Source organism: Rhizobium croatiense, from assembly GCF_019793465.1.
Classification (GTDB): domain Bacteria; phylum Pseudomonadota; class Alphaproteobacteria; order Rhizobiales; family Rhizobiaceae; genus Rhizobium; species Rhizobium croatiense.
Genome location: NZ_JAILYJ010000010.1, coordinates 47,867 through 74,768, shown reverse-complemented (window position 1 = coordinate 74,768; position 26,902 = coordinate 47,867). Strand labels below are relative to the sequence as shown.

The window sequence follows — 26,902 nt, the reverse complement described above, 5'->3', positions numbered from 1 at the left end:
CCGGAGGGTGGGCATAGCGCGGTGCTTGGGGCGTCCTATATAAGGGTATATCGAAAGGAATGCCTCATGGCTGCTGCCCGAACCCTACTCGTCGCCGGTCTTCTCGCCGTTTTCGCGCCTGCCATGGCCAGCGCTGATTCGCCGAAGCCGGGTCTCGGGCCGCTCAATACGGGGTCGACGCTCTGCGATTTCCGCGGCTGCTTCGGTTTCGGGCCGCAGCAATGGCATCGGCCCGCCTATGTCCAGCCGAATTACCGTCCGCGCGGCGCCGGGCCGACCTATTATCTGCCTGGTGCAGCCGGGCGGCCGCAGCTGACCTATGATCCGCCGCCGGTGCGCCGCGCACAGCCGGCGGCGCGCGATATGAACAAGCATATCGCCTGGTGCACCAACGAATACCGCTCCTACAATCCGCGGACGGATCACTTCCTCACCTATGAGGGCGTCTACCGGGTCTGCCGCTCGCCGTATCGCTGAGGTCAGCTCTCGAGCGAGGCGCGGTCGACATGGCCGAGATCGCGGCCGGGCTCGACGATGTCGCGAACCCGCTGCTTCAGCTCTTTCGGCCCGGGAAAGCCGCCGTCGCGCTTGCGCTCCCAGATGAGGTCGCCATTGACGCGGATTTCGAAATTGCCGCCGGTGCCGGGGATCAGCGCCACCTCGCCGAGGCTGTCGGAAAAGGTGTGCAGCAGCTCCTGCGCCATCCAGGCGGAGCGCAGCAGCCAATTGCACTGGGTGCAGTAGAGAATCGAGACGCGGGCTTTTTCGGTCATGGCGATTTCCTTTCGTTCCGGCAGGTTTAAGCCTTGCCGCCTGCGTGCGCAATCGGCCTTGCACAAGCGTCTTGCGCGCTGCATCCGGGCATGATCTCCTCCCGCCATCGGCCAGATCGGGAAAAGCCATGCGAGTCGCAGTCGTCGAAAATATGAGAAATACCGGGCTCGGCGCGCTTGCCAGAGCACTCGAGGAGGCGGAAGCGGAGATCGAGTGGTTCCGCGTGTGGCGGGACGGCAATCTGCCGCAAGATATAGCCGGCCATGACGCGCTCGTCGTTCTCGGCGGCGAACAGAGCGCGCTGGATGACGAGACGCACCCCTATCTGCCGGAACTCGTGCGGCTAACGCGCCGCTTCGGCGATGCCGGCAAAGCCGTGCTCGGCATCTGCCTCGGCAGCCAAGTCCTCGCCCGCGCCTATGGTGCCGACAATCTGCTGGGTGCCGCTCGTGAGTTCGGCTGGCACAGCATTGGCGTCACGGGTGAAGGCCGGTCCGATCCGCTGCTGACCGATGTGGGCGACCAATTCACCATCTTTCAATGGCACGCCGATACGTTTTCCTTGCCCGAAGGTGCGGTGTGTCTGGCGACGAGCCCCGTCGCCGAGAACCAGGCCTTCCGCATCGGCCGCGCCGTCTACGGCACGCAGTTTCACTTCGAGGCCGACACTGAGGTCGTCGGGCAGTGGAAAGGCGAATTCCCCGGCACGATCGAGCGTATCGCTCCCGGCTGGCTGGAGAATTATGACGAATTGGCAGCGCGCCATGGTGGTGCCGCCGATGCCGCAGGCCTTGCCATAGCGCGCGCCTGGGTCAGCCTCATCGAGCGGCAAGAGGCCGGACTGCTGTCGCAGGCGACCGCGTGAGGAACGAGACGATGCCGGTCAGCGAACGGGAAAAGATGGCGGCCGGGGAATGGTATTGCTGCCTCGATGCCGAGCTCGATCGCCTGCGCCAGCAGGCGCGCGTGGCCGTTCACGCCCACAACACCTTGCCGCCCGACGAGCGAGGCGCGGCGGCGCCTGCCTTGAGGGCGCTGTTTGCGCAGGCTGCGCCCGATATCTTCATCGAAGCGCCGTTTCACTGCTCTTATGGTATCAACATCATTCTTGGCGAGCGCGTCTATTTCAATGCCGGCTGCACCATTCTCGATTCCGGCCGGGTGACGATTGGCGATCGCAGCATGTTCGGTCCGGGCGTACAGATTTATTGCGCCGAGCATCACATGGATCTTCCCCTCCGCGGCGCGGGCATCGAGATCGCCCGGCCGGTCACGATCGGCAGCGATGTCTGGATCGGCGGCGGTGCCATCATCCTCGGCGGCGTGGCGATTGGCGATGGCGCGATCGTCGGCGCCGGCGCCGTCGTCACGAAGGATGTGCCGGCGGGCGCAACTGTGGTCGGCAATCCCGCGCGCCCGATAAGCCGTCTCTGAGATTCGTGGCAGCGGGCTCCCTCGACAATGGCGCCGGCTCCGCTAGATCAGGTGGCGGAAGGGGAGAGTAATGATGACAGCAAAGAACTTACCCATGGAAGGCGGCTGCCGTTGTGGCCGGGTGCGATTGAAGATCAGCGCGCCGCCGCTGCTGACGATGGCCTGCCATTGCACGGGCTGCCAGAGGATGACCGCGAGCGCCTATTCGCTGAGTGCGGCCATCCCCAGCGAAGGTTTCGAGGTGACGAAGGGCGAGCCGGTCATCGGCGGCCTACACGGCACGACGAAACACTACTTCTGCCCGCATTGCATGAGCTGGATGTTCACCCGTCCGGAAGGCATGGACTGGTTCGTCAATCTGCGCGTCACCATGCTCGATGACCCCAGCTGGTTCACGCCTTTCATCGAAACATGGACGAGCGAGAAGCTGGCCTTTGCCGAGACCGGCGCGGTGCACAGCTACACGGCACTGCCGGAGATGGCGGCCTATGAGGGGTTGGTGAAGGAGTATATGGGCAGGGCATGACTCAAAACTGCCTGTATTTCGCGAACGGCATGCCATGCTTCGCGACATACTCATTTTGCTCCGCGATCGCCTCGGCATTTTCAATTCGCCAAAGTCTTTCGCGTTCTTCTCTATCTCCTTGGACGACTGATAGAGCGTGACCACGTCTCCTCCGTCATGCTCGGGCCTGTCCCGAGCATCTGCAGCCGGTTGATATGTTGGCAGATCCTCGGCAGAAGGCCGAGGATGACGGAGAAAAAGAGCGAGGCTTGTCAACAAACCAAGGAGACTCAGGACTCTTCGTCAAAGAGAGGCCCTGCGAAAGCCTATTCGTCGCCCATCTTCAACGCCGCGATGAAGGCTTCTTGCGGAATCTCGACCTTGCCGAACTGGCGCATGCGCTTCTTGCCGGCCTTCTGCTTGTCGAGCAGCTTGCGCTTGCGGGTGGCGTCGCCGCCGTAGCATTTCGCGGTCACGTCCTTGCGCAGCGCCGAGATCGTCTCGCGGGCGATGACGTTGCCGCCGATCGCCGCCTGGATCGGGATCTTGAACATGTGCTTCGGGATCAGCTCCTTGAGCTTCTCGCACATGTCGCGGCCGCGCTTTTCGGCGGCGGTGCGGTGCACCATCATCGACAGCGCGTCGACCGGCTCGCCGTTGACGAGGATCGACATCTTCACGAGGTTGCCCTCGCGATGATCGGTCAGCGTATAGTCAAAGGAGGCATAGCCCTTGGAGATCGACTTCAGCCGGTCGTAAAAATCGAAGACGACTTCATTGAGCGGCAGGTCGTAGGTTAGCATCGCGCGCGTGCCGACATAGGTGAGTTCGATCTGGATGCCGCGCCGGTCCTGGCAGAGCTTCAGGATGCCGCCGAGATAATCGTCGGGTGTGAGGATCGTCGCGCGGATCCACGGCTCGTGAATCTCCGAGATCTTGACGACGTCGGGCATGTCGGCCGGGTTGTGCAGCTCGCGCTCGGTGCCGTCGGTCATGAACATCTTGTAGACGACGGAAGGGGCGGTGGCGATGAGGTCGAGGTCGAACTCGCGCTCCAGCCGCTCCTGGATGATTTCGAGATGCAGCAAGCCGAGGAAGCCACAGCGGAAGCCGAAACCCAGAGCGGCAGACGATTCCATCTCGAAGGAGAAGGAGGCGTCGTTGAGGCGCAGCTTGCCCATCGCGGCGCGCAGATCCTCGAAATCGGCGGCGTCGACCGGGAAGAGGCCGCAGAACACCACCGGCTGTGCCGGCTTGAAGCCCGGCAGCGCCTGTGCCGTCGGCCGCTTGTCCTCGGTGATCGTATCGCCGACGCGGGTATCGGCCACTTCCTTGATCGAAGCGGTGATGAAGCCGATCTCGCCGGGGCCGAGGCTGTCGACATTGACCATCTTCGGCGTCAGCACGCCGACGCGCTCCACCTGGTATTTGGCATCGGTGCCCATCATGCGAATGGTCTGACCCTTGGTCAGCACGCCGTCGATGATGCGCACGAGAACCATGACGCCGAGATAGGTGTCGTACCAGCTGTCGACGAGCAGCGCCTTCAGCGGCGCCTTCTCGCCGCCCGGGCTCTTCGGCGCCGGCAGCTTGTGGACGATCGCTTCCAGCACATCGGGAATGCCGAGTCCTGTTTTGGCCGAGATCAGCACGGCCTCGGAAGCGTCAATGCCGATCACTTCCTCGATCTGTTCCTTGATGCGATCGGGTTCGGCGGCCGGCAGGTCGATCTTGTTGAGCACGGTGACAAGCTCGTGATTGTTGTCGATCGCCTGATAGACGTTGGCGAGCGTCTGCGCTTCCACGCCCTGGCTGGCGTCGACGACGAGCAGCGAGCCCTCGCAGGCCGACAGCGACCGCGAGACTTCATAGGCGAAGTCGACGTGGCCGGGCGTGTCGATCAGGTTGAGAATGTATTTCTCGCCATTGTTCGCCTGGTAGTGCAGGCGCACGGTCTGGGCCTTGATGGTGATGCCGCGCTCGCGCTCGATATCCATATTGTCGAGCACCTGCTCGGACATTTCGCGCTCGGCAAGGCCGCCCGTCGTCTGGATCAGGCGGTCGGCCAGCGTCGATTTGCCGTGGTCGATATGGGCCACGATCGAGAAGTTGCGGATATGGGACAGCGGAGTGGTCGAATTGGTGCTCATGCGCGCCATATAGCAGCGCCGCCCCCGGCCGCAAAGCGGTAATTATCCCGCCGTTTACGCTATTTTACGAGGCGGTCGAACACGTCTCAGACCGGCCAGGTCTCCAGCCGCCAGGCGGAATCCCAGAACATCCATTCATATTGCGAGGCGCGCACGAAGACATCGGTCATCTCTGTGCGTTCTACCGGCGAGGCGGCGCGGGCGGCGATGTCGGTCAGCGCGATCACTTCGCGGGCGCCGGCGGCAAATTGCGGATCGCCATAGGTGTTGATCCATGCCTGGAAGGCATTGCCCTCGATAACAGGCCGGTTCTTGATCGCCTCGCCGACATGCCAGTAGATCCAGAAGCAGGGCAGAATGGCGGAAAGCGCCACCGCGTAGGAGCGGTGATAGGCGGTGGCCAGCAGAAAATTGGTATAGGCAAAGCAGGTGGGCGACGGCTCGGCCGAGGTCACATCCGCGGCCGTGATGCCGAACTGGGTGAGGAAGCCGGCATGCAGGCCCTGCTCGACGGTGATCGCCTTCTGCGCCGAGCCGAGAAAACGCAGCACCTGCGCATTGTCGGGCGCCTTGGCCGCGACGATGGCCAGGCATCGCGCATAGTGCTTGAGATAAAGTGCGTCCTGCAGGATGTAGTGGCGAAAGATTTCCGGCGGCAGCGTGCCGTCGGAGAGCCGCGTCAGAAGCGGCAGCGCCTCGATCTCGGCCATGATGGGCGCAATCCTGTCCCAGGCCGCGGCTGTGAAGCTTCCCGTCAGTTCCGTGCTCTGCGTGCTGGCGTCCATTATTCCCTCCATCGATCGCGCTGACATATACCGGAGAGGCTGCGGTGAAAGCAAGTTGCGTGCGCGCCGCTTATCGCTTGATTCCATCATTGGATAATGTATTTCTCTTATAGTAGAATCGTGGATGGAACGATGGAACAGCAACTCGAACAGGCGATCGGCATTCGCATCCGCACGCTGCGGCTGGAAAAGGGCCTGACGCTGGACGATCTCGCCGCTGCCTCCGGCGTCAGCCGCGCAATGATTTCACGGATCGAACGGGCCGAGGCGAGCCCGACGGCCTCGCTCCTGGCAAGGATCTGCGCCGCGCTCGGCCTGTCGCTCTCTGCCTTCTTCTCGGAGGAGGGGCAACAGGCCTCGCCGCTTGCCCGCCGGCAGGAGCAGCAGGTCTGGCGCGATCCGGAAACCGGCTATCTCAGGCGTGCGGTGTCGGCGCCGGGCACCGCTTCCGACGTCGATATCGTCGAGGTCGAATTCCCCGCCGGCGCCCGCGTCAGCTTTCCCCCGCATGCGGCATCCCACGGCATGACGCAGCATATCTGGCTGTTCGACGGCGAGCTGGAGATGACGGCGGGCGAAACCGTTTACCGGCTGCGCCCCGGCGACTGCCTCTTCATGCCGGTCGGCGAGGGTCATGTCTTTCACAATCCCGGCAACGCGCCGGCGCGTTATTGCGTCGTGCTCGATCGCGGCGGCCGATAACGATATTCATTTCAGGAGAAGCATATGCCCGACATTCGTGCCCTTTCCGCCGAGGAGGCCCGCGCCGCCATCGCCGATCTTTCGGACGTGCTCGCCGATTGCGTCGCCGGCGGCGCCTCCGTCGGCTTCATGCAGCCCTATGGGCCTGACGATGCCGCACCCTACTGGCGCGATGTCGCCGATGCGGTCGGGGCGGGCGTCAGCCTGCTTCTGGTCGCCGAACTGGAGGGCAGGATCGTCGGTACGGTGCAGGTGGGGGCGGCGCAGATGCCGAACCAGCCGCATCGCGGCGATCTGAAGAAGCTGCTGGTGCATCGCTCCGCCCGCGGGCGGGGCCTCGCCCGGCTGCTGATGGAGGCCGCCGAACGCGAGGCAGCAAAGCACGGCAAGACCCTGCTCGTGCTCGACACGGCAACCGGCAGCGATGCCGAGGCGATTTATCCGCGCTTGGGCTGGCAGCGCGTCGGCGTCATTCCCGATTACGCGCTGTGGCCACAAGGCGGCTTCTGCGATACCACCCTGTTCTACAAGCGGCTCGCCTGATTGCGCTCCGGCTCCGCTCCTGCCAGCCGGCGCAAACCCGGAAATGCCCCGGCAAGTGTGGTGCCCGCCGTCCACTGCGCCGCGTTCCAGCCGAACCGCCGCGCCGCTTCGATATTTTCCGCCATGTCGTCGATGAAGCCGATTTCGCCGGGCAGGGCGCCGGCGTGTTCGGTCGCCAGCCTGAAAAAGTCCGGCGAAGGTTTGCGATGTCCGAGCGCGGCGGAATAGATGATGCCGTCGACATGCGGGCCGAGGCCGGCCTCTTCCATCAGGTAGCCCGCCCGCCTGTGCTCCTGGTTGGTCGCCAAAAAGAGGGCAACACCGCTTTGCCGGAGGGCGGCAAGCTCTTCCAAGAGATTGAGATCGAGGCGGGAATCGTTTTCGAACCAATAATCGATCAGGATTGCGGCGCTAAGATGGGGCGCGATCTCTGCAAGCACGGCGGAAAGCCGCGGCTCCAACGCCTCGCGGCCGATGACGATGTCGTTCCAACAGGTCTGGAAGAATGCCTGCTGCAGCAAGTCGGGTCGCAAGCCGAGATCGCGCTCGAGATAGGTGAAGTGCGGCAGGCCGTCGGCCGGGCGGCCATGAATGAGCACGCCATCGACATCGACCATCAGCACTTTCATGCGGAAAATTTCCTCGTTCTGAAAACATCGGCGAAGGTGGCGTCATTTAGCGCGGCGATCAAGCCAGCACACTGCTTTTTCGTTGGGGCGAAGCCGTGTAAATCTCGATTTTCAACCAGGGGCAGGATCTGCAATGCGCGTCATCTATTCCGAAGACCATAAGCTGCGCGATGCCAGGACCGAGCTCTATGCCGGCCAGCTGGTGACCCCCTTCGAGGCGCCGTTCCGGGCCGAATGGATCCTGGCGGCGGTCAAGGAGGCGGGCTTTGCCGATGTCGTCGCGCCCGATGCGCACGGGCTGGAAACGGCCAGGAAGGTGCATGACCCCGCCTATCTCGATTTTCTCGCCACCGTCTGGGACCGCTGGGTGGCCGCCGGCTTCGAAGGCGAGGCGATCGCCAATTCCTTCCCGGTGCGCCGCACCAGCCAGCGCGTTCCCGACAATATCGTCGGCGCGATCGGCCATTATGCCAATGCCGCCGACACCTCGATCACCAAGGGCTCCTACGAGGCGGCAATCGCCGCGATGCGCTGCGCCGTAACGGGCGCCGACTCGCTGGCAGAGGGTCATCGTTTCGCCTTCGCGCTCTGCCGCCCGCCCGGCCATCATGCCGGCATCGATCTCTTTGGCGGCTACTGCTTCATCAACAATGCAGGTGTGGCGGCGCAACGGCTGCTCGATCATGGTGCGGCCAAGGTCGCTGTGCTCGATGTCGATTTCCATCACGGCAACGGCACCCAGGATCTGTTCTATCGCCGCGGTGACGTCTTCACTGCCTCGCTGCACGGCGATCCCATGCAGGCTTTCCCTTATTTCCTCGGCCATGCCGACGAAGAGGGCGAAGGCCAAGGCACCGGGACCAACCGCAACTATCCGATGCCGCCGGGCACGCCATGGCGGGTCTGGTCTTCGGCCCTTGCCGATGCGCTTGGCCGCATCAAGGCCTTCGGCGCCGAGGCGATCGTTCTGGCGCTCGGCGTTGACACTTTCGAACGCGATCCGATCTCCTTCTTCAGCCTCACCTCCGACGATTTCACCCGCATGGGCGCGATGATATCAGCCGCCGGCCTGCCGGTGCTTGTCTGCATGGAAGGCGGCTACGGCGTGCCGGAAATCGGGCTCAATGTCGCCAATGTCCTCAAGGGCCTGGAAGCCTGATCGCTTGATATGACCGACGAGACCGTTCCATCCGATAGCCCGACACCGCGCATGCTGAGCTGGGCGCGCAACTCCACCGTCTACCGCCTGGAGCGGCGGATGATGACGGAAAAGCAGCTGTTCGACGCCATTACCCGCAAGGCGAAGGAGAAGTTCGAAGAGATCAGCGCCGGCCAGCTCAAGGCCGTTGCCGAATTCGCCGTCAAATTCGCCTATGACAACAAGGTGCTCGACGATAACGCCTATGCCGAAATCAGCACGCGCTCGGCCGTGCGTGGCGGCAAGTCGAAGCGTGCGATCGCCCAGAAGCTTGCCGCCAAGGGTGTTGCGAGCGACAAGGTCGAGGCCGCGCTCGAAGGGGCTGACGATCTCTATGCCGCGACCATATTCGCCCGCAAACGCGCCTTCGGCCCGTTTCGCCGTGGCGAACTCGACGACAAGCGCAAGGCAAAGGAACTGTCCGCCTTCGCCCGCAATGGCTTCAGCTTCGAGATCGGCAGGAAGGTCTTCGATATGAGTTTCGAAGAAGCCGAAGAGGTGATCCTCTCCGGCCGCCTCTGATATGCATCAGCTCTCTTGCTGCCTGGATCAGAAGATTGAATTGGTCGGTTGCAAGCCACCTCCGTATGAAGAGCGCTCGATCGGAGATGCAGATGAAAGACGGAACGAACGACGGCGCCGGCGTGCTGGCATTGGAAGCGCCTGCAACGTCCTCCGGCCTGGCGGCCGGCGGGCTGATGTGCCTCCTGTCCATGTCATCGATCCAGTTCGGCGCAGCTCTGTCTTCCCATGCGATCGCCACCTACGGACCGGCCGGCGCAAGCTGGCTGCGCCTCGTCTTTGCCGCCATCATCCTGGTGGTCGCCGTCCGTCCGCGCATATTCAGCTACTCCAGAGAGCAATGGACAAGCGCGCTCGTTCTCGGCACGACGACAGCGTTGATGACCATGAGTTTTTTCGCGGCAATCGAGCGCATTCCGCTCGGCCTCGCCGTGGCGATCGACTTTCTCGGCCCGCTTTCGGTCGCGACCATCGGTTATGGTCTCAGCCGGCGTCTCGTCTGGCCGCTCATTGCCGCCCTTGGTGTGCTGGCGCTTGCCCATGACGGCGAAGGCTGGATCGGGGATATGTGGGGCATTCTCTTTGCCGGCGGCGCCGGCACCGGCTGGGCGATCTATATCGTGCTGACCAAGAAGATCGGCGCCAGCTTCAAGGGGCTGGAAGGGCTTTCCATGTCGCTGATGGTTGCCGCGGCGGTTGCGACGCCCTTCGGTTTTGCAGGCGCAGCGCCGGCGCTTGACGCTTATGGCCTGATCGAGATGGCGGGTCTTGCCGTGCTCGTGCCGCTGCTGCCCTATACGCTGGAGCTGATTGCCCTGCGGCGCATGCCGACGACATCCTTCGGCATTCTCATGAGCCTGGAACCGGCCATTGCGGCTCTGGCAGGCTTCGTCATTCTGATGCAGCCGATGACGCTTCTGCAGATGGCAGGAACTGCCCTGGTCGTCGCCGCAAGCGCCGGCGCGACCTTTTCAGCCAGGCAATGATGCGTCAGCCCGCCTTCTTCGCCGGGTCGTCGAGCGCCGGATTGTAGAACAGCGACAGCGTCAGGCTCTTCGCGATCCGCTCCGCCGTCGCCATGAACCAGGCCTTGGCCTCCGGCGACGGGGTGACATCGTCGAGCGTTGCGGCAAACAGCGCCAGCCATTTCGGAAAGAGATCCGGCGTCAGGTCCGCGACGCCGGTATGCGCCTGCACCGGCTTGCCGCCATAGGCGCCGCTGCGAAAGGCGACGGCCGACCAGAAGCTCTTCATCTTATCCATATGCTCCGGCCAGCGGCCGGAGAGCCTGGCGTCGAACACCGGACCAAGATCGGGATGCGTCAGCACGCGCCCGTAAAAAGTCTCGACCAGCCTGCCGATGAAGGCCTCATCAACGCCCATTGCCCGCATCTCGACCTCCGCCCTTTCGCGGATCGCCGCGACATGGGCAGGACGGCCCTGAATGTCATTGTCCATCATAAACCCCGACGCCGCATGATGCGGCGCCCTCTCATATAGGTGTTTGTGCCCGCGCGCCAAAGGCATCCGTGCGGCTTGCGGCAATCCGTCAGCCGGCCTGTCTGCACCCTTGACCGCCATTGGCTCCTTCTTTAGATTTAGAATAATTCTAAATTATGGAGAATAGTGATGTTGGCGCGATTTTTCAGATCACCGAAACGGTCTTTCGAGTCGCTGTCCGAGCAGGAGATTCTCGCCCTCGCAATCGCCTCCGAGGAAGACGATGCCCGCATCTATCTTGCCTATGCCGACAGGCTCCGGAACGAATTCCCGGCCTCGGCAAAGGTTTTCGAAGATATGGCCGAGGTCGAGGATACCCATCGCAAATCCCTGATCGAGATCCATCGCCAGCGTTTCGGCGAGCGCATCCCGCTGATCCGGCGCGAACATGTGCAGGGCTTCTACGAACGCAAGCCCGACTGGCTCAGGGCAAGCCTTTCGCTCGATGCGATACGGCAGGAGACCGAAGCGATGGAGGAGCAGGCCTACCGCTTCTATGTCGAAGCGGCAAAGCAGACTTCCGATGCTTCGACGCGTGAGCTTCTCGGCGATCTCGCTCTTGCCGAGCAGGGGCACGAAGATATCGCCCGCATGCTGGGCGACAAACATACGCCCGAAGATATCAAGCGCGACGAGGACGAGGCGGCGCACCGGCAATTCGTGCTGACCTATGTGCAGCCGGGCCTTGCCGGGCTGATGGACGGCTCGGTCTCGACGCTGGCGCCGATCTTTGCCGCCGCCTTTGCCACGCAGGATACCTGGCAGACCTTCCTTGTCGGCCTTTCCGCTTCCGTCGGCGCCGGCATCTCGATGGGCTTCACCGAAGCCGCCCATGACGACGGCAAGATCTCCGGCAGGGGCTCGCCGGTCAAACGCGGCCTTGCCTGCGGCATCATGACGACGCTCGGCGGTCTCGGCCATGCGCTGCCCTATCTGATCCCGCATTTCTGGACGGCGACGATCACCGCCGGCGTCATCGTCTTCTTCGAACTCTGGGCGATCGCCTTCATCCAGAACCGCTACATGGAAACGCCGTTCCTGCGCGCCGCCTTTCAGGTGGTGCTGGGCGGCAGCTTGGTGCTCGGTGCAGGGATTTTGATCGGGAATGGGTGAGCTGTGGTCGGGCAGAGCCCGAGCAATCGATCCGAACGCCCGGAGCCATGCGGAGGGCCGGGATAGGATGCGGCAAACGCAACCCACTTACAGTACCGCAATCTCCACGCCGATTTATATCACCAAGCCCACCTCCCTCATCCTGGTCGGCAGCCAAAGCAAACAGCCCTCATCCTTACACGTTGAGGAGTCCCAGCGGGGAGAAGATGCCCGAAGGGCAGATGATGGGGTGAGGAGCGCGAGCGACGAACAGCTTGAGCAGAAGCGAAAGGTGACGGTCGACGCGGCTCCAATTCCCCCAAAAGCAAAAGGCCGGCTTTCGCCGGCCTTTTTCCCCGCATCCCCCTGAAATCCTCAGCGCAGGGCGCCGACCAGAACGTCGCGGCCGTTCTCGATGGTGACCCAGCGGCCGGCATTGTAGCTCGACTGGCGCTTGACGAAAGAATAGGGCGTTCCGAACCACGGCTTGACGTCGGCGGCGAGGTTGTCGAGCACGAAGTCGCCCTCGGCGGTGCGCAGCGTCAGGACGGCATGGCCCTCACCGTCGGGCTTGCGCACGACGGTCATCAGCAGGTCGGCGGCCGGAACGCCGCGCTGGATCAGGATGCGCCGCTTCAGCAGCGCGAAGTCCTCGCAGTCACCCGCGGTGGTCGGATAGGCCCAGACTTCATCCTTGCCGTAGATTTCCTTGTCGGTCATCGGCGTGATCGTGCGGTTGATGGTGGCGTTGATCGAGCGGACGATCGACCACTTGGCCGGGGTCATCTCGACAGGGCCCGCATTGCGGTTTGCGCCGCATTCACTGCTGTGGGTCTGACAGAAATCATAATGGCCGATCGGCTGCGAAGTGGCGTTGCCTGTTACCATGGAAGCATTTCTGCTTGGAGCTGGGATGGCGGCAGTCGCCATCGCAAACACGGCCATCATGGCCACAAAGATACCTTTGATCCGCACGCCCGCTCTTTCCTAATCGCCCCTTAATTATTAACAAACTGTTAATGGAGAGGGCCGAGAAGAGTCAATCGTTACTTCTTGTAGGGACCTTGCGAGCCGTCGACATGGTTAAAATGCAACAAGACGGCGATCTGTTTCAGCAGGTTATTACCCGGCCATGGAGGTGCGGATGATACCTTTGACGGCGCTCAGAATAAGGGCGATATCGCTGGGGCGGGACAGGCGATGGTCGCCGTCGCGGATGAAGGTCAGCACCACGTCGTCGGCAGGAAGGTGCTCGACAAGTTTCATCGCATGCGCATGCGGCACGTCGGGATCCTTCATGCCCTGGAGAATATGCACCGGGCATCCAGTTTCGATCATGCCGTCGAGCACGCGGTTCTTGCGGCCATCCTCGATCAGCGCCCTGGTATAGATGTCCGGCTCCGGGCTGTATTGCGAGCGCTCTGCGAAATAGCCGCGCTCGGCCAGCGACTTACGCTCCTTGGCCGTCAGGTTCGGCTCGATCAGTTCGGAGGTGAAATCGGGCGCCGGCGCGATCAGCACCATTCCTTCGAGTTTTGGGCCTTCGAGCTTCGGGCCGTCCTGTCGCGCGAGCTCCTGCGCCAGCCGCAGCGCAATCCAGCCTCCCATCGAGGAGCCGACGAGAATGACCCGGTCGGGCGCGATGTGGCGGATCACGGCCAGCGCCTCCTCCAGCCAGCGTGAGATCGTGCCGTCGCGAAAGCTGCCGCCGGAAAGCCCGTGGCCGGAATAGTCGAGGCGGATACAGGCAGTACCGAGTTCGCCCGCCAGTCCGTCGAGCTCCAATGCCTTGGTGCCGCGCATGTCGGAACGGTAGCCGGATAGCCAAACGAGCGTCGGGGCATTATTGCCGGCTTGCGCCGGGCGCACCAGCATGGCGATCTCACGTGCCGCCTTGCCTTCGCCGACCGTCAGGAACTGCGGCTGAACATTTGGCATCTGATCGGACATCGGCGAAACTCCTATTGTTTTGGCCTATAAAACAGATTCTTGGCAGGCTGACAGCAGGTGATTTTTCCGCTAAAGGATGATATTGACTCCGTTGCAGCGATAACGAGATACGTTTGTGCACCCTGGTCGGGAGCGCGCGGCTGCAACATTCCGGAAACAACGCGAGGAGAATACGACCATTCGCAGACCTTTTAAGACCGATGCGCCCGTGAAGGACGGCCCGCGCTCGAACCGTGAAATCCGCATTCCCAAAGTTCAGCTGATCGCGGCTGACGGACAGAATATGGGCATCGTGCCCACCGACCAGGCCTTGAGAATGGCAGAAGAAGCCGGCCTCGATCTTGTCGAAATTTCCCCCAATGCCGAACCGCCGGTGTGCAAGATCCTCGATCTGGGCAAGCTGAAATACGCCAACCAGAAGAAGGCCGCCGAGGCGCGCAAGAAGCAGAAGATCGTCGAAGTCAAAGAAATCAAGATGCGCCCGAATATCGACACCCATGATTATGAGGTGAAGATGAAGGCGATGGGCCGCTTCTTCGACGAGGGTGACAAGGTTAAGGTGACGCTGAAGTTCCGCGGCCGTGAAATGGCCCACCAGGAGCTCGGCATGAAGCTTCTGCAGCAGGTCAAGGCCGACACGCTTGAGATCGCCAAGGTCGAAGCCGAGCCAAAGCTCGAAGGCCGTCAGATGATGATGGTGCTGGCGCCGAAGTAAGCGCCAGATACTTTTTGCCCAAGGCCGTCCGCAAGGGCGGCTTTTGTGCTTTCGGCCATCCCGATTTTGGGCTGGCGAAGATTCCTCCGCGGCCCCGTTGCACTTTCATGACGCTGCGGTTATAAGCGCGCGTCCGAACTGACCGGCAGGGCATGCCGTGGCAGTTTCGAATGCTTGCGGAACGGTTCGTCGCCGAAGCCGCAGATCAACAACAAACGCTCCCGCACCTTGTTGCGACGGCCGGAGAACCGGACTTCGCGAGAGGGCTTTTTTGATGAAGCGCGCAGGGAGGACAGAAGGAGTAGCAAAATGCCCAAGATGAAGACGAAGTCCTCTGCCAAGAAGCGGTTCAAGATCACCGCGACGGGCAAGGTCAAGGCTGCCGCTGCCGGCAAGCGCCATGGCATGATCAAGCGTACCAACAAGTTCATTCGCGATGCACGTGGCACGATGGTTCTTGCAGAACCGGATGGCCGCAAGGTTATCAAGAATTACCTGCCGAACGGTCTCTGAGACTCGTCCGCGAACGCTAGATTTAAGGAGATCATGATATGGCACGTGTAAAAAGAGGCGTCACCTCTCACGCCAAGCACAAGAAGGTTCTGAAGGCCGCCAAGGGCTTTTACGGCCGCCGCAAGAACACCATCCGCGCCGCCAAGGCCGCTGTCGACCGGTCGAAGCAGTACGCTTACCGCGACCGCAAGGTCAACAAGCGCAACTTCCGCGCACTCTGGATCCAGCGCATCAACGCTGCTGTCCGCGAATTCGGCCTGACCTATGGCCGCTTCATCGACGGCCTGAACAAGGCCGGCATCGAAGTCGACCGCAAGGTTCTCTCCGACATGGCGATCCACGAGCCGGAGGCATTCGGCGCGCTGGTCAATGCCGCCAAGAAGGCCCTTGAATACCTCAAGGAAACCGGTACGGCCAACGAGTTTGAAGGCGCGGTTCGTTAACCAGCGCTTCCCAAGCTTGACGCTTTTTGAATTTTGGGAAACCCGCGCTGGTTTGGGCTAGCGCGGGTTTTTCTTTCTTTATATCCCTTGCGCCGGTCGGCGCCGCCTGCCTCCCGATCCCCGCCTGATACTGGACGGAAAGAAGTGACAATGTCAGATATCGACCAGCTCAACTCATCGCTGCTCGCGGAAATCGCCGCCGCCAATGACGAGGCCGCACTGGAAGCCGTGCGCGTCTCCGCTCTCGGCAAGAAGGGCTCGGTCTCGGAACTCCTGAAGACGCTCGGCGCGATGACGCCCGAGGAGCGTCAGACCCGGGGTGCTGCGATCAACGCCCTGAAGAATGCGGTGGCGGATGCCGTCGCCGAACGGAAGTCGGTGCTGAAAATGGCGGCGGTCAACGCCCGCCTGAAGGCCGAAACCGTCGATGTCAGCCTGCCGGTGCGCTCCTCGCCGGCCGAGCGCGGCCGCATTCATCCGATCAGCCAGATCGTCGATGAGATCACCGCGATCTTCGCCGACATGGGTTTCTCGATCGCCGAAGGCCCCGATATCGAGACCGATTATTACAATTTCACCGCGTTGAATTTTCCCGAAGGCCATCCGGCCCGCGAGATGCACGACACCTTCTTCTTCAATCCTGACGAAAACGGTGAGCGCAAGGTGCTGCGCACGCATACCTCGCCGGTGCAGGTGCGCACCATGGAAGCGCAGAAGCCGCCGATCCGCATCATCATTCCCGGCAAGACCTATCGCCAGGACAGCGATGCCACGCATTCGCCGATGTTCCACCAGGTCGAGGGATTGGTCATCGACAAGAAGGCCAATGTCGCCAATATCCGCTGGGTGCTCGAGGAGTTCTGCAAGACCTTCTTCGAGGTCGACAGCGTGACGATGCGCTTCCGCCCATCCTTCTTCCCCTTCACCGAGCCCTCCTTCGAGGTCGATATCCAGTGCGATCGCTCCGGCCCGATCGTCAAGTTCGGCGAAGGCACCGATTGGATGGAGATTCTCGGCTGCGGCATGGTGCACCCGAACGTGCTGCGTTATGGCGGCCTCGATCCGGACGAGTATCAGGGTTTTGCCTGGGGCATGGGCCTCGACCGCATCGCCATGCTGAAATACGGCATGCCCGACCTGCGCGACTTCTTCAATGCCGATGTCCGCTGGATGACGCATTACGGCTTCCGCCCGCTCGACATGCCGACGCTGTTCGGCGGTCTCAGCGCTTGAACGGAGAATTGAGACGATGAAATTCACGCTCTCCTGGCTGAAAGAGCATCTGGAAACGGATGCCACGCTCGATGAAATCTGCACGCGCCTGACCGAGATTGGGCTGGAAGTGGAGGATGTCAACGACAAGGCAGCATTCAAGCCCTTCGTCATCGCAAGAGTTGTCTCGGCGGAAAAACATCCGCAGGCCGATCGCCTGAAGGTGCTGATGGTCGACACCGGCGCCGGTGCGCCGGTCCAGGTCGTCTGCGGCGCTCCGAATGCGCGCGCCGGCCTCGTCGGCGCCTTCGCCTCACCCGGAACCTATGTTCCTGGTATCGACGCGACACTTGCCGTCGGCAATATCCGCGGCGTCGAAAGCCGCGGCATGATGTGCTCCGAAAAGGAGCTGCAGATCTCCGACAATCACGACGGCATCATCGATCTGCCCGAGGATGCGCCGGTCGGCCAGAGCTACGCCGCCTATGCTCACCTCGATGATCCCGTTATCGAGATCAATCTGACGCCGAACCGGCCGGACTGCACGTCGATCCACGGCATTGCCCGCGATCTTGCCGCTTCAGGTCTCGGCACGCTGAAGACACGGGGCGCGCCGAGCTTCTCCGTCGAAGGCGAAACGCCGGTCAAGCTGACGCTCGATCTCGACGATCCCAAGCTCTGCCCCGGCTTTTCGCTCCGCCTCGTGCGCGGCGTGAGGAACGGCCCGAGCCCGCGCTGGATGCAGCAGCGGCTGACCGCCATCGGCCTGCGCCCCATCAATGCGCTGGTCGATATCACCAATTACATGACCTTCGATCAGGGCCGGCCGATGCACGTCTTCGACGCCGCCAAGGTCAAGGGCAACCTCACTGTCCGTCGCGCCAGGGAAGGCGAGACCGTGCTCGCGCTCGACCAGCGCGAATACAGGCTCGGTCCGAACAACGTCGTCATCGCCGATGAAGACGGTATCGAATCGATCGGCGGCATCATGGGCGGCGAACATTCCGGCTGCGACGAGAACACCGTCGACGTGCTGATCGAATCGGCTCTCTGGGACCCGATGAACATCGCCAAATCGGGCCGTACGCTCGGCATCATCACCGATGCCCGCTACCGCTTCGAACGCGGCGTCGATCCGGAATATATGGTTCCCGGTCTCGAACGCACGACGGAACTGGTGCTCGATCTTTGCGGCGGCACGGCCGCGCGCGCCGAGGTCGTCGGCTACAAGGGGCATGAGCCGAAGGTCGTCGATTTCCCCTATTCGGAGGTCAAGCGCCTGACCGGCCTGGAAGTCTCGACGGAGGAAAGCAACGCGATCCTCGCCCGCCTCGGCTTCACGGTTTCCGGCTCCGGCGAACGCGTTTCCGTCTCCGTTCCGTCGTGGCGCCCCGATGTTGACGGCAAGGCCGATCTCGTCGAGGAGGTCATGCGCATCCACGGCGTCGACAAGATCAAGCCGGCGCCGCTCGAAAGCCATGCCGCCGTCAACGGCAGAATCTTGACGACGCTGCAGATTCGCACCCGCGCGGCCAAGCGTGCGCTTGCCTCGCGCGGTATGCTGGAGGCCGTCACCTGGTCCTTCATCCCGGAAGATCAGGCGAAGCTCTTCGGCGGCGGTTCGCCGGCCCTCAAGCTTGCCAATCCGATCGCCGCCGAAATGTCGGACATGCGCCCCTCGCTGCTGCCGGGCCTGCTGACGGCTGCCCAGCGCAATGCCGACAAAGGCTATGGCGACGTGGCGATCTTCGAGGTCTCGGGCACCTATGAGAATGATAGGCCGGACGGTCAGCGCCGCGTGGCCGGCGGCATCCGCCGCGGCACTGCCTCGCTCGCCGGCGGAGGCCGCATGTGGTCGAATGCAGTGAAGGGCGGCGGCAAACCGGTCGACGTCTTCGACGCCAAGGCTGATGCGCTCGCCGTCATCGAAGCCTGCGGCTTGCCGATGGGCAATATCCAGATCGAGCAAGGCGGCCCGGAATGGTATCATCCCGGCCGCTCAGGCACGATCAAGATGGGGCCGAAGGTGGTGCTCGGTTACTTCGGCGAATTCCACCCGCTGACGCTGGAAGCGCTCGATGTCTCCGGCGCCCTCTGTGGCTTCGAGGTCTATCTCGACGCGATGGCCGAGCCGAAGAAGAAGGCGACCCGCACCAAGCCGGCGCTGGAACTGTCACCCTTCCAGGCGGTCAAGCGCGACTTCGCCTTCGTCGTCGACAAGACGGTGGAATCGGGCGCCATCATCAAGGCTGCGACCGGGGCAGACCGCAAGCTCGTCACCGGCGTCAACGTATTCGATATTTTTGAAGGTGCGTCTGTCGGCGAAGGCAAGAAGTCGGTGGCGATCGAGGTTCAGATCCAGCCGGTCGAACGCACGCTGACGGATGAGGATTTCGAAGCGCTGACGCAGAAGATCGTCGCGAGCGTTGCGAAGTTCACCGGCGGCGTCCTCAGAAGCTGATCCCGCCAGTCTTCGCCAAAAACAAAGCACCGGTCGTTGCGGCGGCCGGTTCTTTCACGTGTGAAGATGGTAGAGCTTGCTGACGATCACCCATCGGCCATCGATCTTCAGCAATGAGAGATAGTCGGTAAAGCGCATTCCGGCGAAATCGTCGGTGACCTTGACGCTCGCCGCCTCACCCTCGACATCGACGCTTTGTATGTCCATGAAGGGCTGCGTGCCGGGCGGAGCCGGCTCCTCCGCCAGGATCGCGGTGATGAATTCGTCCCGCGTCAGCCATTCGACGGCATTCTGGTAGTAGCCGATGATCGAGCTTTGCGGGTGAAAGGCCTTCTTCAAGGCTGCCGCATTGGCGAAGGCCATGCCTTCGACATAGAGATGAACCGTCTGTTCGACTGACTGCCTGTCCGACATGTTTCCATCCCGTTCTCCAAGATGGCGTTAGATAGTTTCGCCGGCGGCGAAGGCAAGCCCGGCCGGCTGCATCAGACCGGGCTTCTTCGATTACAGATTCGTCATCGCAAGCGAGGCGTCCGAATAGCGTTTTCCTGCCACCTGTGCGGCGGGGATCGCTTCGCCGAGCTGCTGGAGCTCTGCTGCGCTGAGCGTGATATCGGCAGCGGCGGCGTTCTGTTCGAGATGGTGAAGCTTGCGAGCGCCGGGGATCGGCACGATGTCGTCGCCCTGGCTCAGCACCCAGGCCAGCGCCAGCTGCGCGGCCGTCACGTCCTTCTCGGCGGCAAGCTCTTCGAGCGCTGCGACGAGCGCGGCGTTGGCATCGAAATTTTCCGCCTGGAAACGCGGCACCTGCCGGCGGAAATCGTCGGCGGCGAGATCGTCGGCCTTGCGGATCGCTCCTGTCAGGAAACCGCGGCCGAGCGGACTGTAGGGCACGAAGCCGATGCCGAGTTCACGGCAGGTGGCAAGCACGTCCTCTTCGGGATCGCGGGTCCAAAGCGAATATTCGCTCTGCAGCGCTGCGATCGGATGGACCGCATGCGCCCGGCGGATGGTGGCGCTGCCGGCTTCCGAAAGTCCGAGCGCGCGGACTTTGCCTTCCCTCACCAGTTCGGCCATGACGCCGACCGTCTCCTCGATCGGCACGTTGGGGTCGACCCGGTGCTGGTAGAGCAGGTCGATGGTCTCGATGCCGAGACGTTTCAGCGAAGCCTCGGCAACCGCCCTGACATGTTCGGGGCGGCTGTCGACGCCGGCGATGGCGGCAGCGCCCGCCTTACTGGTATCGATCTTGAAGCCGAATTTGGTGGCGATCACCACGCGGTCGCGAAACGGCTTCAGCGCTTTTCCGAGGAGGACCTCGTTGGTGAAAGGACCGTAGACTTCGGCGGTGTCGACGAAGGTGACGCCGAGATCGACGGCGCGGTTGAGCGTCCGGATCGATTCCGCTTCATCGCTGGCGCCATAGGCAAAGCTCATGCCCATGCAGCCAAGGCCGACGGCTGAGACGGTGAGATCGTTTCCGAGTTTCCGGGTTTTCATGATGCGCTCCTTATTCTGAGCTGAATGTGAACCGCTGAGGATATCGTTGCGGTACGGGCAGATGATATCGGCGGTGCATCGATCAGAAAATGCATGCAGTTTCTAACGGCCTGTTCTATAATTTCGATCAATGAACAGAACTCAGCTCTCGCAACTCGCCGTTCTCGCCGCCGTTTCCGAGCATCGCAGCTTTCGTGCAGCGGCCAGGGAGCTCCTCGTCGCGCCGTCGGCCATCAGCCATGCGATCTCGAGCCTTGAGGAAAGCCTGGGCGTCAGACTGCTGGCGCGCACCACCCGCAGCGTCGCGCCGACGGAGGAGGGCCGCCTGCTCCTCGAAAGGCTCCGCCCGGCGCTGGAGGAGATCGATGTTGCCTTGGAGGCCGTCAGAGATACGCGCGGCAAGCCCGCGGGAGATCTGCGCATCACCGCGCCGCGCTTCGCCTCCGATATTTTGCTCGCCCCGCGCCTCGGCGATTTTCTCAATCTTTACCCAGACATCACTCTGGAGATCGCCAATGAGGACGGTTTCACCGATATTGTCAGGGAGGGTTTCGACGCCGGCATCCGGCTGGAGGAGAGCCTCGAGGCCGATATGATCGCCGTCAGGATCTCGCCCAAGCTGACGACCGTCATCGCGGCTTCCCCGGACTATTTCGAGCGCTACCCGAAGCCGGAGCATCCGCGCGATCTTGTCCATCACCGCTGCATCAAACGGCGCTTCACCAACGGCTCCATCTATCGCTGGGAATTCGAAAAGGACGGTCAGGAACTGATCGTTGCAGTCGATGGGCCGCTTGTTGTCAGCGAAGACCGGCTGGCCCTGCTTGCGGCGCTGAACGGTGCCGGCCTCGCCTATCTCTTCGACATGCGGGTTCATGCCGAACTGGCAGCCGGAAGACTGGTGCGGGTGTTGGAGGATTGGTGCGCGCCCTATCCCGGCCCATTCGTCTATTATCCGAGCCGGCGGCAGATGCGGCCGGCGCTGCGCGCCTTCATAGACTTCTTCAAATATGCGGAGACGGATAAGGGTGGCCGGTAGAAATGACGGCCACCCTTTCCATATCGGTCAGGCGGCCTTCGCCTTCTGGTTCGCCGCGGTGGTGGCGAGTTGTGAGAGTTTCTTGTCGGTGGCCGTCTCTTCCTGCAGCGTCTGATCGAGCAGGCTGACGGCATCCTTGAGGCCGAGCGTTGCAGCCCAGGTTTTCAGCGTACCGTAACGGGCGATTTCATAGTGTTCGACGGACTGCGCGGCCGAAATCAGACCGGCATCCAGCGCCGGCGTGCCCTTGAATTCTTCCATGATCTCTTCACCCTCGGCGATAATGCCCTGGATCGCCTCGCAGGTCTTGCCCTGGGCGCGCTTGCCGATCTTTTCGAACACCTGCTGCAGGCGCTCGACGTGGGCTTCGGTTTCCTCGAGATGCTTCTGGAAGCCCGCCTTCAGGTCGGAGGACTGGGCGGCGCGCGCCATCTTCGGCAGGGCGCGCAATATCTGCCGCTCGGCGAAGTAAATATCCTTGAGCGTGTCGTAGAAGAGATCTTCCAACGTCTTTTCCTTGGCCATTTTCTCGATCCTTGTTTTGGGAAAGGCCGCGAACGCGGCGACACATTAAGAAGCAAGGATTGCGCAAATTGTTCCCGATCGATTTCGGGTGGACTGGAAATCTCCGCCGGGCAATCATCCCGCCGTTGACGTCGGGGGAAAAAAATGATGCGGAAGCCGGGTTCGATGAAAGGTCTGGAGGATCTTGGCCGCGTGCGGCTGTCGCAAAACTTCTTCTTCCGCGATTTCCTGCATTCCGAAATCGCCGATTTCTACCGCATCCCCAACATTCCCGTGGATCCCGATCTGGCAATCGAGGCCGGCAAAAGGCTGTGCGAGGAATTGCTGGAGCCGCTGGAGGCAACCTTCGGGCGTCTGCACATCCGCTCCGGCTATCGCTCGCCTGACGTCAACAGGTTCGGCAACGAGAACAAGCTGAACTGCTCGACCAATGCCGCCACATCAGCCCATCACATCTGGGATATCAGGGATTTCGACGGCTGCATGGGCGCTGCCGTCTGTATTGCCGTGCCGTGGATGATCGACCGCTATCGCGATGAAAGCGACTGGCAGCGGCTCGCCTGGTGGATCCACGACCACCTGCCTTATGCTTCGCTCTGTTTCTTCCCCAAGCTCTGGGCCTTCAATATCCAGTGGCACGAACGGCCGAAGCGGGTGATCCAGAGCTATGTCAGCCCGCGCGGCATCCTCACCAAGCCGGGCATGGCGAACTGGGAGGGCGATCATGGCGCTTTCTACGAGGGATTTCCCGCGCTCAGAAGCTGATGCGATAGCGGATGTGGCCGTCGCTCTCGACATAGCTGTCATAGAGCGCCCGCGCGGTCTTGTTGTTTTCGCTCGTATGCCAATAAAGCCGCGACCAGCCCTTCGCCTTGCCGAGCGCGATGAGATCGTCCATCAGCGCCCGGCCGACGCCCTTGCCGCGCGCCTCGGGATCGACGAACAGATCTTCGAGATAGCAGTCGCTGCCGCGAATCCACGTGCCCTCATGGGTGAGATAGAGCGCAAAGCCGATGATCCTGCCGTCGATCTCGGCGACGCGCATGGCGATCGCCGAGGCCGGATCGAAGACCCGCCGCCAGGTCTGGTCGGTGATATCGGCGTCGACGGTCACCTGGTAAAAGGCGAGATAGGCCGCCCAGAGTTGGCGCCAGCGGGTTTCGTCTTCGGGGCGGGCATCGCGTATCGTCATGGTCATCGTCCTGTTCTCTCAGCGCCCGGCTTCGTCGAGCAACGCCATAGCGTCATCCGGAAGCGAAAGTGTCGCCGCTTTCACCAGGCTTTCGAGCTGCGAAAGGCTGGTGGCGCTGGCGATCGGCGCCGTCACGCCCTTCTTGCGCAAGAGCCAGGCAAGCGAGATTTCCGCGGGCTTGGCGCCGGTCTCCGCTGACACCTTGTCGAGGGCGGCGAGAATTCGCAGGCCCTTGTCGTTGAAATATGTCGAAACCCGGCCCTCGCGGGCGCGGCCCTGCGTATCGGCCTTGCTGCGGTATTTGCCGGTGAGGAAGCCGGCGGCGAGGCTGAAGTAGGTGATGACACCGATATCTTCCTTGACGCACAGCTCGGCGAGCGGCCGCTCGAAGCTCGCACGTGCGTAGAGATTATATTCCGGCTGCAGTACGTCGTAACGCGGCAGACCGGCCTTTTCGGCCGCGTCGAAAGAAGCCTGCAGCAGCCCCGCATCATAGTTCGAGCAGCCGATGGCACGGACCTTGCCCTGCGCTTTCAGCTTGGCATAGGCGCCGAGCGTTTCCTCGTGCGGCGTATCGGCGTCCGGCCAGTGCGAGAGATAGAGATCGATGTAGTCGGTCTGCAGCCGGCTGAGCGACGCTTCGACCGCCTGCAGAATATAGCTCGCCTTCAGCGTCTTTCCCCGCCCCATGTCCGAACCGACCTTGGTGATGATGACGGCTTGGTCGCGCGAAATCCTCGCCTGCTTCAGCCAGCGCCCGATGATCTCCTCGGAATCGCCGCCCTTGTTGCCCGGAACCCAGGCAGAATAGACATCCGCCGTATCGATTGCGTTCAGGCCCGCATCGAAAAAGGCGTCGAGAATGGCGAAGGATGTTTTCTCGTCGGCCGTCCAGCCGAAGACGTTGCCGCCGATGACGATCGGCGCGACCGAAAGACCTGTTTTTCCAAGCCGGCGCATTTCCATGACGCTCTCCAAAATCGTTAGGTGAGTGAAATCGCGGATACGGCAGAACGCCGCCCGAGGTAACGTAGCGCGATCCCGCCATCCGGGAAACCAAACTTCCGTGATTTCATGTCGCACCATTGCGCCGCAGCTAAGCCCTGAATATGGTTCGCGGACATCAGTTCCGGGAGGTTTGGACATGCTGCGTTTCGGTATCATTTCGACGGCGAAGATCGGTCGCGACAATGTCGTTCCCGCTATCCAGGACGCGGAAAATTGTGTCGTCACGGCGATTGCGAGCCGGGATCTGGCGCGCGCAAGGGAGATGGCCGACCGCTTCTCCGTGCCGCATGCCTTCGGCTCCTATGAGGAGATGCTGGCCTCCGATGTCATCGACGCCGTCTATGTCCCGCTGCCGACCTCGCAGCATATCGAATGGTCGATCAAAGCAGCCGATGCCGGCAAGCATGTGCTCTGCGAAAAACCCTTGGCGCTGAAGGCCGGCGATATCGACGCGGTGATCGCCGCTCGCGACCGCAATAAGGTGGTGGTCACGGAAGCCTATATGATCACCTATTCGCCGGTCTGGCAGAAGGTGCGCTCGCTGATCGCTGAGGGCGCGATCGGTTCGCTCCGGCATGTACAGGGCGCCTTCACCTATTTCAATCGCGATGCCGCCAACATGCGCAACATCCCCGAGCTCGGCGGCGGCGGCCTTCCCGATATCGGCGTCTATCCCGTCATGAGCACGCGATTTTCGACCGGCAAGGAGCCGCTCCGGATCCAGGCGATTACCGAGCGCGATCCGGATTTCGGCACCGATATCTATTCGAGCGTCAAGGCCGTCTTCGACGATTTCGAGCTGAGCTTCTATGTCTCGACGCAGATGGCGAACCGCCAGATCATGGTCTTCCACGGCACCGACGGTTACATCGAGGTCAAGTCGCCGTTCAACGCCAATCGCTGGGGGCCGGAAGAGATCGAACTTGCCGATCGCAGCCACAATGAATCGCGCATCTTCCGCTTCCAGGACAATCGCCAGTACAGGCGCGAGGTCGAGGCTTTCGCTCGGGCGGTAAAGAACGGCAAGGAAGAGATCGTCACGCTCGAAAATTCGAAGCTGAACCAGAAGGTGATCGATGCGATCTATCGCGCCAGCGAGAAGGACGGCTGGGAGGCGGTCTGATGATCACGCGCGGAAGACGAAGCGCGAATAGCCGAGGAAGCTGAAGACCATCGCGGCGACGCTGGCAACCACCATCGCCGCAAGCGGCTGAAGCCCGGGCAGCGAAAGCAGCAGCGCGGAATAAAGTCCGTAATTGACGAGCGCCGCCGTGACGCCGACCGAGCCGTAGCGGAAGCCTTCGGCGGCGAGCGAGCGGCCGGAGCGATCGAAGGTGAAGTTCCGGTTGAAAGCCCAGGTCGCCGCCATTGCGAGGGCGATCGCAATCAGCCGCGCCAGGAAGGGCCCGAGCGGCGTCAGATCGAGCAGCGCCGACAGCACACCTGCATCGACGAGAAAGCCGATGCCGCCGGCGATCGCGAAACGGATGAGCTTCTTCACGCTGCATCCGCCTTGCCGCGACCGGCGCGGAGCGCCGGCGCCGGCTCGCGATCAGGCAGCTTGGCAGCGCTCAGCGTTTCCAGGCTCATATAGTGGATACGCAGCTGCTCGGCGCGGGCGCGGGCGACCGAATCCAGGATGACGCCGGCGGTGAACAGCATGAAGGAGATCATCATCAGCGCCGTCGACAGAACCCAGGTCGGCATGCGGCTGACGAGACCCGTCTCGAAATATTCCGCCAGCACCGGCGTCATGAAGCCGAGGCTCGCCAGCATGAAGAGGCCGCTGATCGCGCTGAAGAAGGCGAAGGGCCGGGTTTCCTTCATCAGCATCGCAAACATCCAGAGGATCTTGGCGCCGTCGCGGAACGTCGAAAGCTTGGAGTGCGAGCCTTCCGGCCGGCGGCCATAATCGAGTTCAAGTTCGCTGACCGGCAGTTTCAATCGGGAGGCATGCACCGACATCTCGGTTTCGATCTCGAAGCCGGCCGATACGGCCGGGAAGCTCTTGACGAAACGGCGCGAGAAGGCGCGGTAGCCGGAAAAGATATCGGTGAAATCAGGACCGAAGATCGTCCGGTAGAGCAGGTTGAAAAGCCGGTTGCCGAGCGCATGGCCCTGACGGCCGGCATCGGCATGCACGCCGCGCCGGGTTCCGACAACCATGTCGGCCCGCTCCGTCAGAAGCGTGCGCACCAGCTCCTCGGCATCGCCTGGCGCATAAGTTCCGTCGCCGTCCGCGATGATGTAGATGTCGGCCTCGATGTCGGCGAACATCCGCCGCACGACGTGACCCTTGCCCTGCCGCCGCTCGCGCACGACATGCGCGCCGGCCAGCATCGCCTGCAGCGCGGTTCCGTCGGTGGAATTATTGTCGTAGACGTGGATCGCGGCATCCGGCAGCGTTGCCCGGAAGCCCTGCACCACAGAGCCGATCGTCGCGGCTTCATTATAACAGGGAAGCAGGACGACAATGTTCGGGTGGTGGGTACGCGATCGGGCCATGACTC

31 protein-coding genes and 3 pseudogenes are annotated in these 26,902 nt (G+C 62.3%); 19 read left to right on the top strand and 15 right to left on the bottom strand.

Annotation, left to right across the window (positions count from 1 at the left end; genetic code table 11):
• The first annotated feature begins 66 nt into the window (after window positions 1–66).
• A complete protein-coding gene (locus K6M89_RS17395; protein ID WP_222140295.1) occupies window positions 67–477 on the top strand; it encodes a BA14K family protein in 411 nt (136 codons plus the stop codon).
• A gap of 2 nt (window positions 478–479) precedes the next feature.
• Here the strand turns inward: K6M89_RS17395 and K6M89_RS17390 are convergent, their stop codons facing one another.
• Complete coding sequence (locus K6M89_RS17390; RefSeq protein ID WP_009990553.1) at window positions 480–773, bottom strand: Rdx family protein; 294 nt, start codon at window positions 771–773, stop codon at window positions 480–482.
• Window positions 774–901: 128 nt separating this feature from the next.
• On the opposite strand from K6M89_RS17390, the gene K6M89_RS17385 reads away from it, so the two are divergent.
• From K6M89_RS17385 to K6M89_RS17375, 4 genes and pseudogenes are all read left to right on the top strand, one after another.
• The gene (locus tag K6M89_RS17385; RefSeq protein WP_222140294.1) at window positions 902–1,639 is read left to right on the top strand and encodes a type 1 glutamine amidotransferase; all 738 of its coding nucleotides are present in this window, start codon (window positions 902–904) and stop codon (window positions 1,637–1,639) included.
• 11 nt (window positions 1,640–1,650) lie between these two features.
• A pseudogene (locus K6M89_RS31885) lies at window positions 1,651–1,809 on the top strand (maltose acetyltransferase domain-containing protein); the annotation flags it as partial.
• Between the two features lie 231 nt (window positions 1,810–2,040).
• Window positions 2,041–2,190: pseudogene (locus tag K6M89_RS31880) on the top strand (DapH/DapD/GlmU-related protein); the annotation flags it as partial.
• A 91-nt stretch (window positions 2,191–2,281) separates the two neighbouring features.
• Window positions 2,282–2,734, top strand: a complete 453-nt coding sequence (locus K6M89_RS17375; protein WP_097579633.1) for a GFA family protein — start codon at window positions 2,282–2,284, stop codon at window positions 2,732–2,734.
• Window position 2,735: 1 nt separating this feature from the next.
• Here K6M89_RS17375 and K6M89_RS17370 read toward each other — a convergent pair.
• The 3 genes and pseudogenes from K6M89_RS17370 to tenA form a co-directional block, all read right to left on the bottom strand.
• A pseudogene (locus tag K6M89_RS17370) lies at window positions 2,736–2,843 on the bottom strand (type II toxin-antitoxin system CcdA family antitoxin); the annotation flags it as partial.
• 196 nt (window positions 2,844–3,039) lie between these two features.
• Window positions 3,040–4,872 (bottom strand): translation elongation factor 4, encoded by a 1,833-nt coding sequence (gene lepA / locus K6M89_RS17365; protein WP_097579409.1) that lies wholly within the window; start codon window positions 4,870–4,872, stop codon window positions 3,040–3,042.
• A 77-nt stretch (window positions 4,873–4,949) separates the two neighbouring features.
• Window positions 4,950–5,648, bottom strand: coding sequence for a thiaminase II (gene tenA / locus K6M89_RS17360; RefSeq protein ID WP_222140293.1), 699 nt, complete (start codon window positions 5,646–5,648; stop codon window positions 4,950–4,952).
• A gap of 132 nt (window positions 5,649–5,780) precedes the next feature.
• Between tenA and K6M89_RS17355 the strand changes: the two genes are divergently transcribed.
• Both K6M89_RS17355 and K6M89_RS17350 read left to right on the top strand, forming a co-directional pair.
• Complete coding sequence (locus K6M89_RS17355; protein ID WP_222140292.1) at window positions 5,781–6,350, top strand: type II toxin-antitoxin system RelB family anti-toxin; 570 nt, start codon at window positions 5,781–5,783, stop codon at window positions 6,348–6,350.
• A gap of 24 nt (window positions 6,351–6,374) precedes the next feature.
• Window positions 6,375–6,893, top strand: coding sequence for a GNAT family N-acetyltransferase (locus K6M89_RS17350; protein ID WP_222140291.1), 519 nt, complete (start codon window positions 6,375–6,377; stop codon window positions 6,891–6,893).
• Here K6M89_RS17350 and K6M89_RS17345 read toward each other — a convergent pair.
• The gene (locus K6M89_RS17345; RefSeq protein ID WP_222140290.1) at window positions 6,875–7,522 is read right to left on the bottom strand and encodes an HAD-IA family hydrolase; all 648 of its coding nucleotides are present in this window, start codon (window positions 7,520–7,522) and stop codon (window positions 6,875–6,877) included. The two genes, K6M89_RS17350 and K6M89_RS17345, sit on opposite strands and share 19 nt — an antisense overlap.
• Window positions 7,523–7,655: 133 nt before the next feature.
• On the opposite strand from K6M89_RS17345, the gene K6M89_RS17340 reads away from it, so the two are divergent.
• The 3 genes from K6M89_RS17340 to K6M89_RS17330 all read left to right on the top strand — a co-directional run bounded on the left by K6M89_RS17340 (window position 7,656) and on the right by K6M89_RS17330 (window position 10,228).
• The gene (locus K6M89_RS17340) at window positions 7,656–8,681 is read left to right on the top strand and encodes a histone deacetylase family protein (protein WP_222140289.1); all 1,026 of its coding nucleotides are present in this window, start codon (window positions 7,656–7,658) and stop codon (window positions 8,679–8,681) included.
• Window positions 8,682–8,690: 9 nt separating this feature from the next.
• The gene (gene recX, locus K6M89_RS17335; protein WP_222140288.1) at window positions 8,691–9,242 is read left to right on the top strand and encodes a recombination regulator RecX; all 552 of its coding nucleotides are present in this window, start codon (window positions 8,691–8,693) and stop codon (window positions 9,240–9,242) included.
• 92 nt (window positions 9,243–9,334) lie between these two features.
• Window positions 9,335–10,228, top strand: a complete 894-nt coding sequence (locus tag K6M89_RS17330; RefSeq protein ID WP_222140287.1) for an EamA family transporter — start codon at window positions 9,335–9,337, stop codon at window positions 10,226–10,228.
• A 4-nt stretch (window positions 10,229–10,232) separates the two neighbouring features.
• Here K6M89_RS17330 and K6M89_RS17325 read toward each other — a convergent pair whose 3' ends face one another.
• Window positions 10,233–10,700 (bottom strand): group III truncated hemoglobin, encoded by a 468-nt coding sequence (locus K6M89_RS17325; RefSeq protein ID WP_222140286.1) that lies wholly within the window; start codon window positions 10,698–10,700, stop codon window positions 10,233–10,235.
• 171 nt (window positions 10,701–10,871) lie between these two features.
• Between K6M89_RS17325 and mbfA the strand changes: the two genes are divergently transcribed.
• Window positions 10,872–11,855: an iron exporter MbfA gene (mbfA, locus tag K6M89_RS17320; protein ID WP_097579417.1), complete on the top strand. Its 984-nt coding sequence runs from the start codon at window positions 10,872–10,874 to the stop codon at window positions 11,853–11,855.
• Between the two features lie 354 nt (window positions 11,856–12,209).
• Here the strand turns inward: mbfA and K6M89_RS17315 are convergent, their stop codons facing one another.
• Both K6M89_RS17315 and K6M89_RS17310 read right to left on the bottom strand, forming a co-directional pair.
• Window positions 12,210–12,809 carry a transglutaminase-like cysteine peptidase gene (locus tag K6M89_RS17315; protein WP_222140285.1) on the bottom strand — a complete coding sequence of 200 codons (600 nt, stop codon included), beginning with the start codon at window positions 12,807–12,809 and terminating at the stop codon, window positions 12,210–12,212.
• Between the two features lie 147 nt (window positions 12,810–12,956).
• The gene (locus K6M89_RS17310) at window positions 12,957–13,784 is read right to left on the bottom strand and encodes an alpha/beta hydrolase (RefSeq protein WP_222140284.1); all 828 of its coding nucleotides are present in this window, start codon (window positions 13,782–13,784) and stop codon (window positions 12,957–12,959) included.
• 178 nt (window positions 13,785–13,962) lie between these two features.
• Between K6M89_RS17310 and infC the strand changes: the two genes are divergently transcribed.
• The 5 genes from infC (at window position 13,963) to pheT (ending at window position 19,128) form a co-directional block, all read left to right on the top strand.
• Complete coding sequence (gene infC, locus K6M89_RS17305) at window positions 13,963–14,499, top strand: translation initiation factor IF-3 (protein WP_082928759.1); 537 nt, start codon at window positions 13,963–13,965, stop codon at window positions 14,497–14,499.
• A 309-nt stretch (window positions 14,500–14,808) separates the two neighbouring features.
• Entirely contained in the window at window positions 14,809–15,012 is a 204-nt protein-coding gene (rpmI, locus tag K6M89_RS17300; protein WP_003570998.1) for a 50S ribosomal protein L35, read from the top strand.
• Between the two features lie 38 nt (window positions 15,013–15,050).
• The gene (gene rplT, locus K6M89_RS17295; RefSeq protein ID WP_064681475.1) at window positions 15,051–15,455 is read left to right on the top strand and encodes a 50S ribosomal protein L20; all 405 of its coding nucleotides are present in this window, start codon (window positions 15,051–15,053) and stop codon (window positions 15,453–15,455) included.
• Window positions 15,456–15,605: 150 nt separating this feature from the next.
• The gene (pheS, locus tag K6M89_RS17290; protein ID WP_222140283.1) at window positions 15,606–16,688 is read left to right on the top strand and encodes a phenylalanine--tRNA ligase subunit alpha; all 1,083 of its coding nucleotides are present in this window, start codon (window positions 15,606–15,608) and stop codon (window positions 16,686–16,688) included.
• A 16-nt stretch (window positions 16,689–16,704) separates the two neighbouring features.
• Window positions 16,705–19,128: a phenylalanine--tRNA ligase subunit beta gene (gene pheT / locus K6M89_RS17285; protein WP_222140282.1), complete on the top strand. Its 2,424-nt coding sequence runs from the start codon at window positions 16,705–16,707 to the stop codon at window positions 19,126–19,128.
• 54 nt (window positions 19,129–19,182) lie between these two features.
• Here pheT and K6M89_RS17280 read toward each other — a convergent pair whose 3' ends face one another.
• Window positions 19,183–19,542, bottom strand: a complete 360-nt coding sequence (locus K6M89_RS17280; RefSeq protein ID WP_222140281.1) for a nuclear transport factor 2 family protein — start codon at window positions 19,540–19,542, stop codon at window positions 19,183–19,185.
• A gap of 90 nt (window positions 19,543–19,632) precedes the next feature.
• On the bottom strand, window positions 19,633–20,628 hold the full coding sequence (locus K6M89_RS17275; protein WP_222140280.1) for an aldo/keto reductase: 996 nt from the start codon (window positions 20,626–20,628) through the stop codon (window positions 19,633–19,635).
• A gap of 130 nt (window positions 20,629–20,758) precedes the next feature.
• On the opposite strand from K6M89_RS17275, the gene K6M89_RS17270 reads away from it, so the two are divergent.
• Complete coding sequence (locus K6M89_RS17270) at window positions 20,759–21,667, top strand: LysR family transcriptional regulator (protein ID WP_222140279.1); 909 nt, start codon at window positions 20,759–20,761, stop codon at window positions 21,665–21,667.
• Window positions 21,668–21,694: 27 nt separating this feature from the next.
• Here the strand turns inward: K6M89_RS17270 and K6M89_RS17265 are convergent, their stop codons facing one another.
• Window positions 21,695–22,192 (bottom strand): YciE/YciF ferroxidase family protein, encoded by a 498-nt coding sequence (locus tag K6M89_RS17265; RefSeq protein WP_222140278.1) that lies wholly within the window; start codon window positions 22,190–22,192, stop codon window positions 21,695–21,697.
• A 147-nt stretch (window positions 22,193–22,339) separates the two neighbouring features.
• On the opposite strand from K6M89_RS17265, the gene K6M89_RS17260 reads away from it, so the two are divergent.
• The gene (locus K6M89_RS17260) at window positions 22,340–22,957 is read left to right on the top strand and encodes a hypothetical protein (RefSeq protein ID WP_222140407.1); all 618 of its coding nucleotides are present in this window, start codon (window positions 22,340–22,342) and stop codon (window positions 22,955–22,957) included.
• Here the strand turns inward: K6M89_RS17260 and K6M89_RS17255 are convergent.
• A complete protein-coding gene (locus tag K6M89_RS17255) occupies window positions 22,947–23,390 on the bottom strand; it encodes a GNAT family N-acetyltransferase (RefSeq protein WP_222140277.1) in 444 nt (147 codons plus the stop codon). The two genes, K6M89_RS17260 and K6M89_RS17255, sit on opposite strands and share 11 nt — an antisense overlap.
• A gap of 12 nt (window positions 23,391–23,402) precedes the next feature.
• A complete protein-coding gene (locus K6M89_RS17250) occupies window positions 23,403–24,350 on the bottom strand; it encodes an aldo/keto reductase (protein ID WP_222140276.1) in 948 nt (315 codons plus the stop codon).
• 178 nt (window positions 24,351–24,528) lie between these two features.
• Between K6M89_RS17250 and K6M89_RS17245 the strand changes: the two genes are divergently transcribed.
• Window positions 24,529–25,515, top strand: a complete 987-nt coding sequence (locus tag K6M89_RS17245) for a Gfo/Idh/MocA family protein (protein ID WP_222140275.1) — start codon at window positions 24,529–24,531, stop codon at window positions 25,513–25,515.
• A gap of 3 nt (window positions 25,516–25,518) precedes the next feature.
• On the opposite strand, the gene K6M89_RS17240 is transcribed toward K6M89_RS17245, so the two are convergent.
• Both K6M89_RS17240 and K6M89_RS17235 read right to left on the bottom strand, forming a co-directional pair.
• Window positions 25,519–25,893: a GtrA family protein gene (locus K6M89_RS17240; RefSeq protein WP_222140274.1), complete on the bottom strand. Its 375-nt coding sequence runs from the start codon at window positions 25,891–25,893 to the stop codon at window positions 25,519–25,521.
• The gene (locus K6M89_RS17235) at window positions 25,890–26,897 is read right to left on the bottom strand and encodes a glycosyltransferase (protein WP_097579428.1); all 1,008 of its coding nucleotides are present in this window, start codon (window positions 26,895–26,897) and stop codon (window positions 25,890–25,892) included. The genes K6M89_RS17240 and K6M89_RS17235 overlap by 4 nt, the downstream gene beginning before the upstream one ends.
• Window positions 26,898–26,902 lie beyond the last annotated feature (5 nt).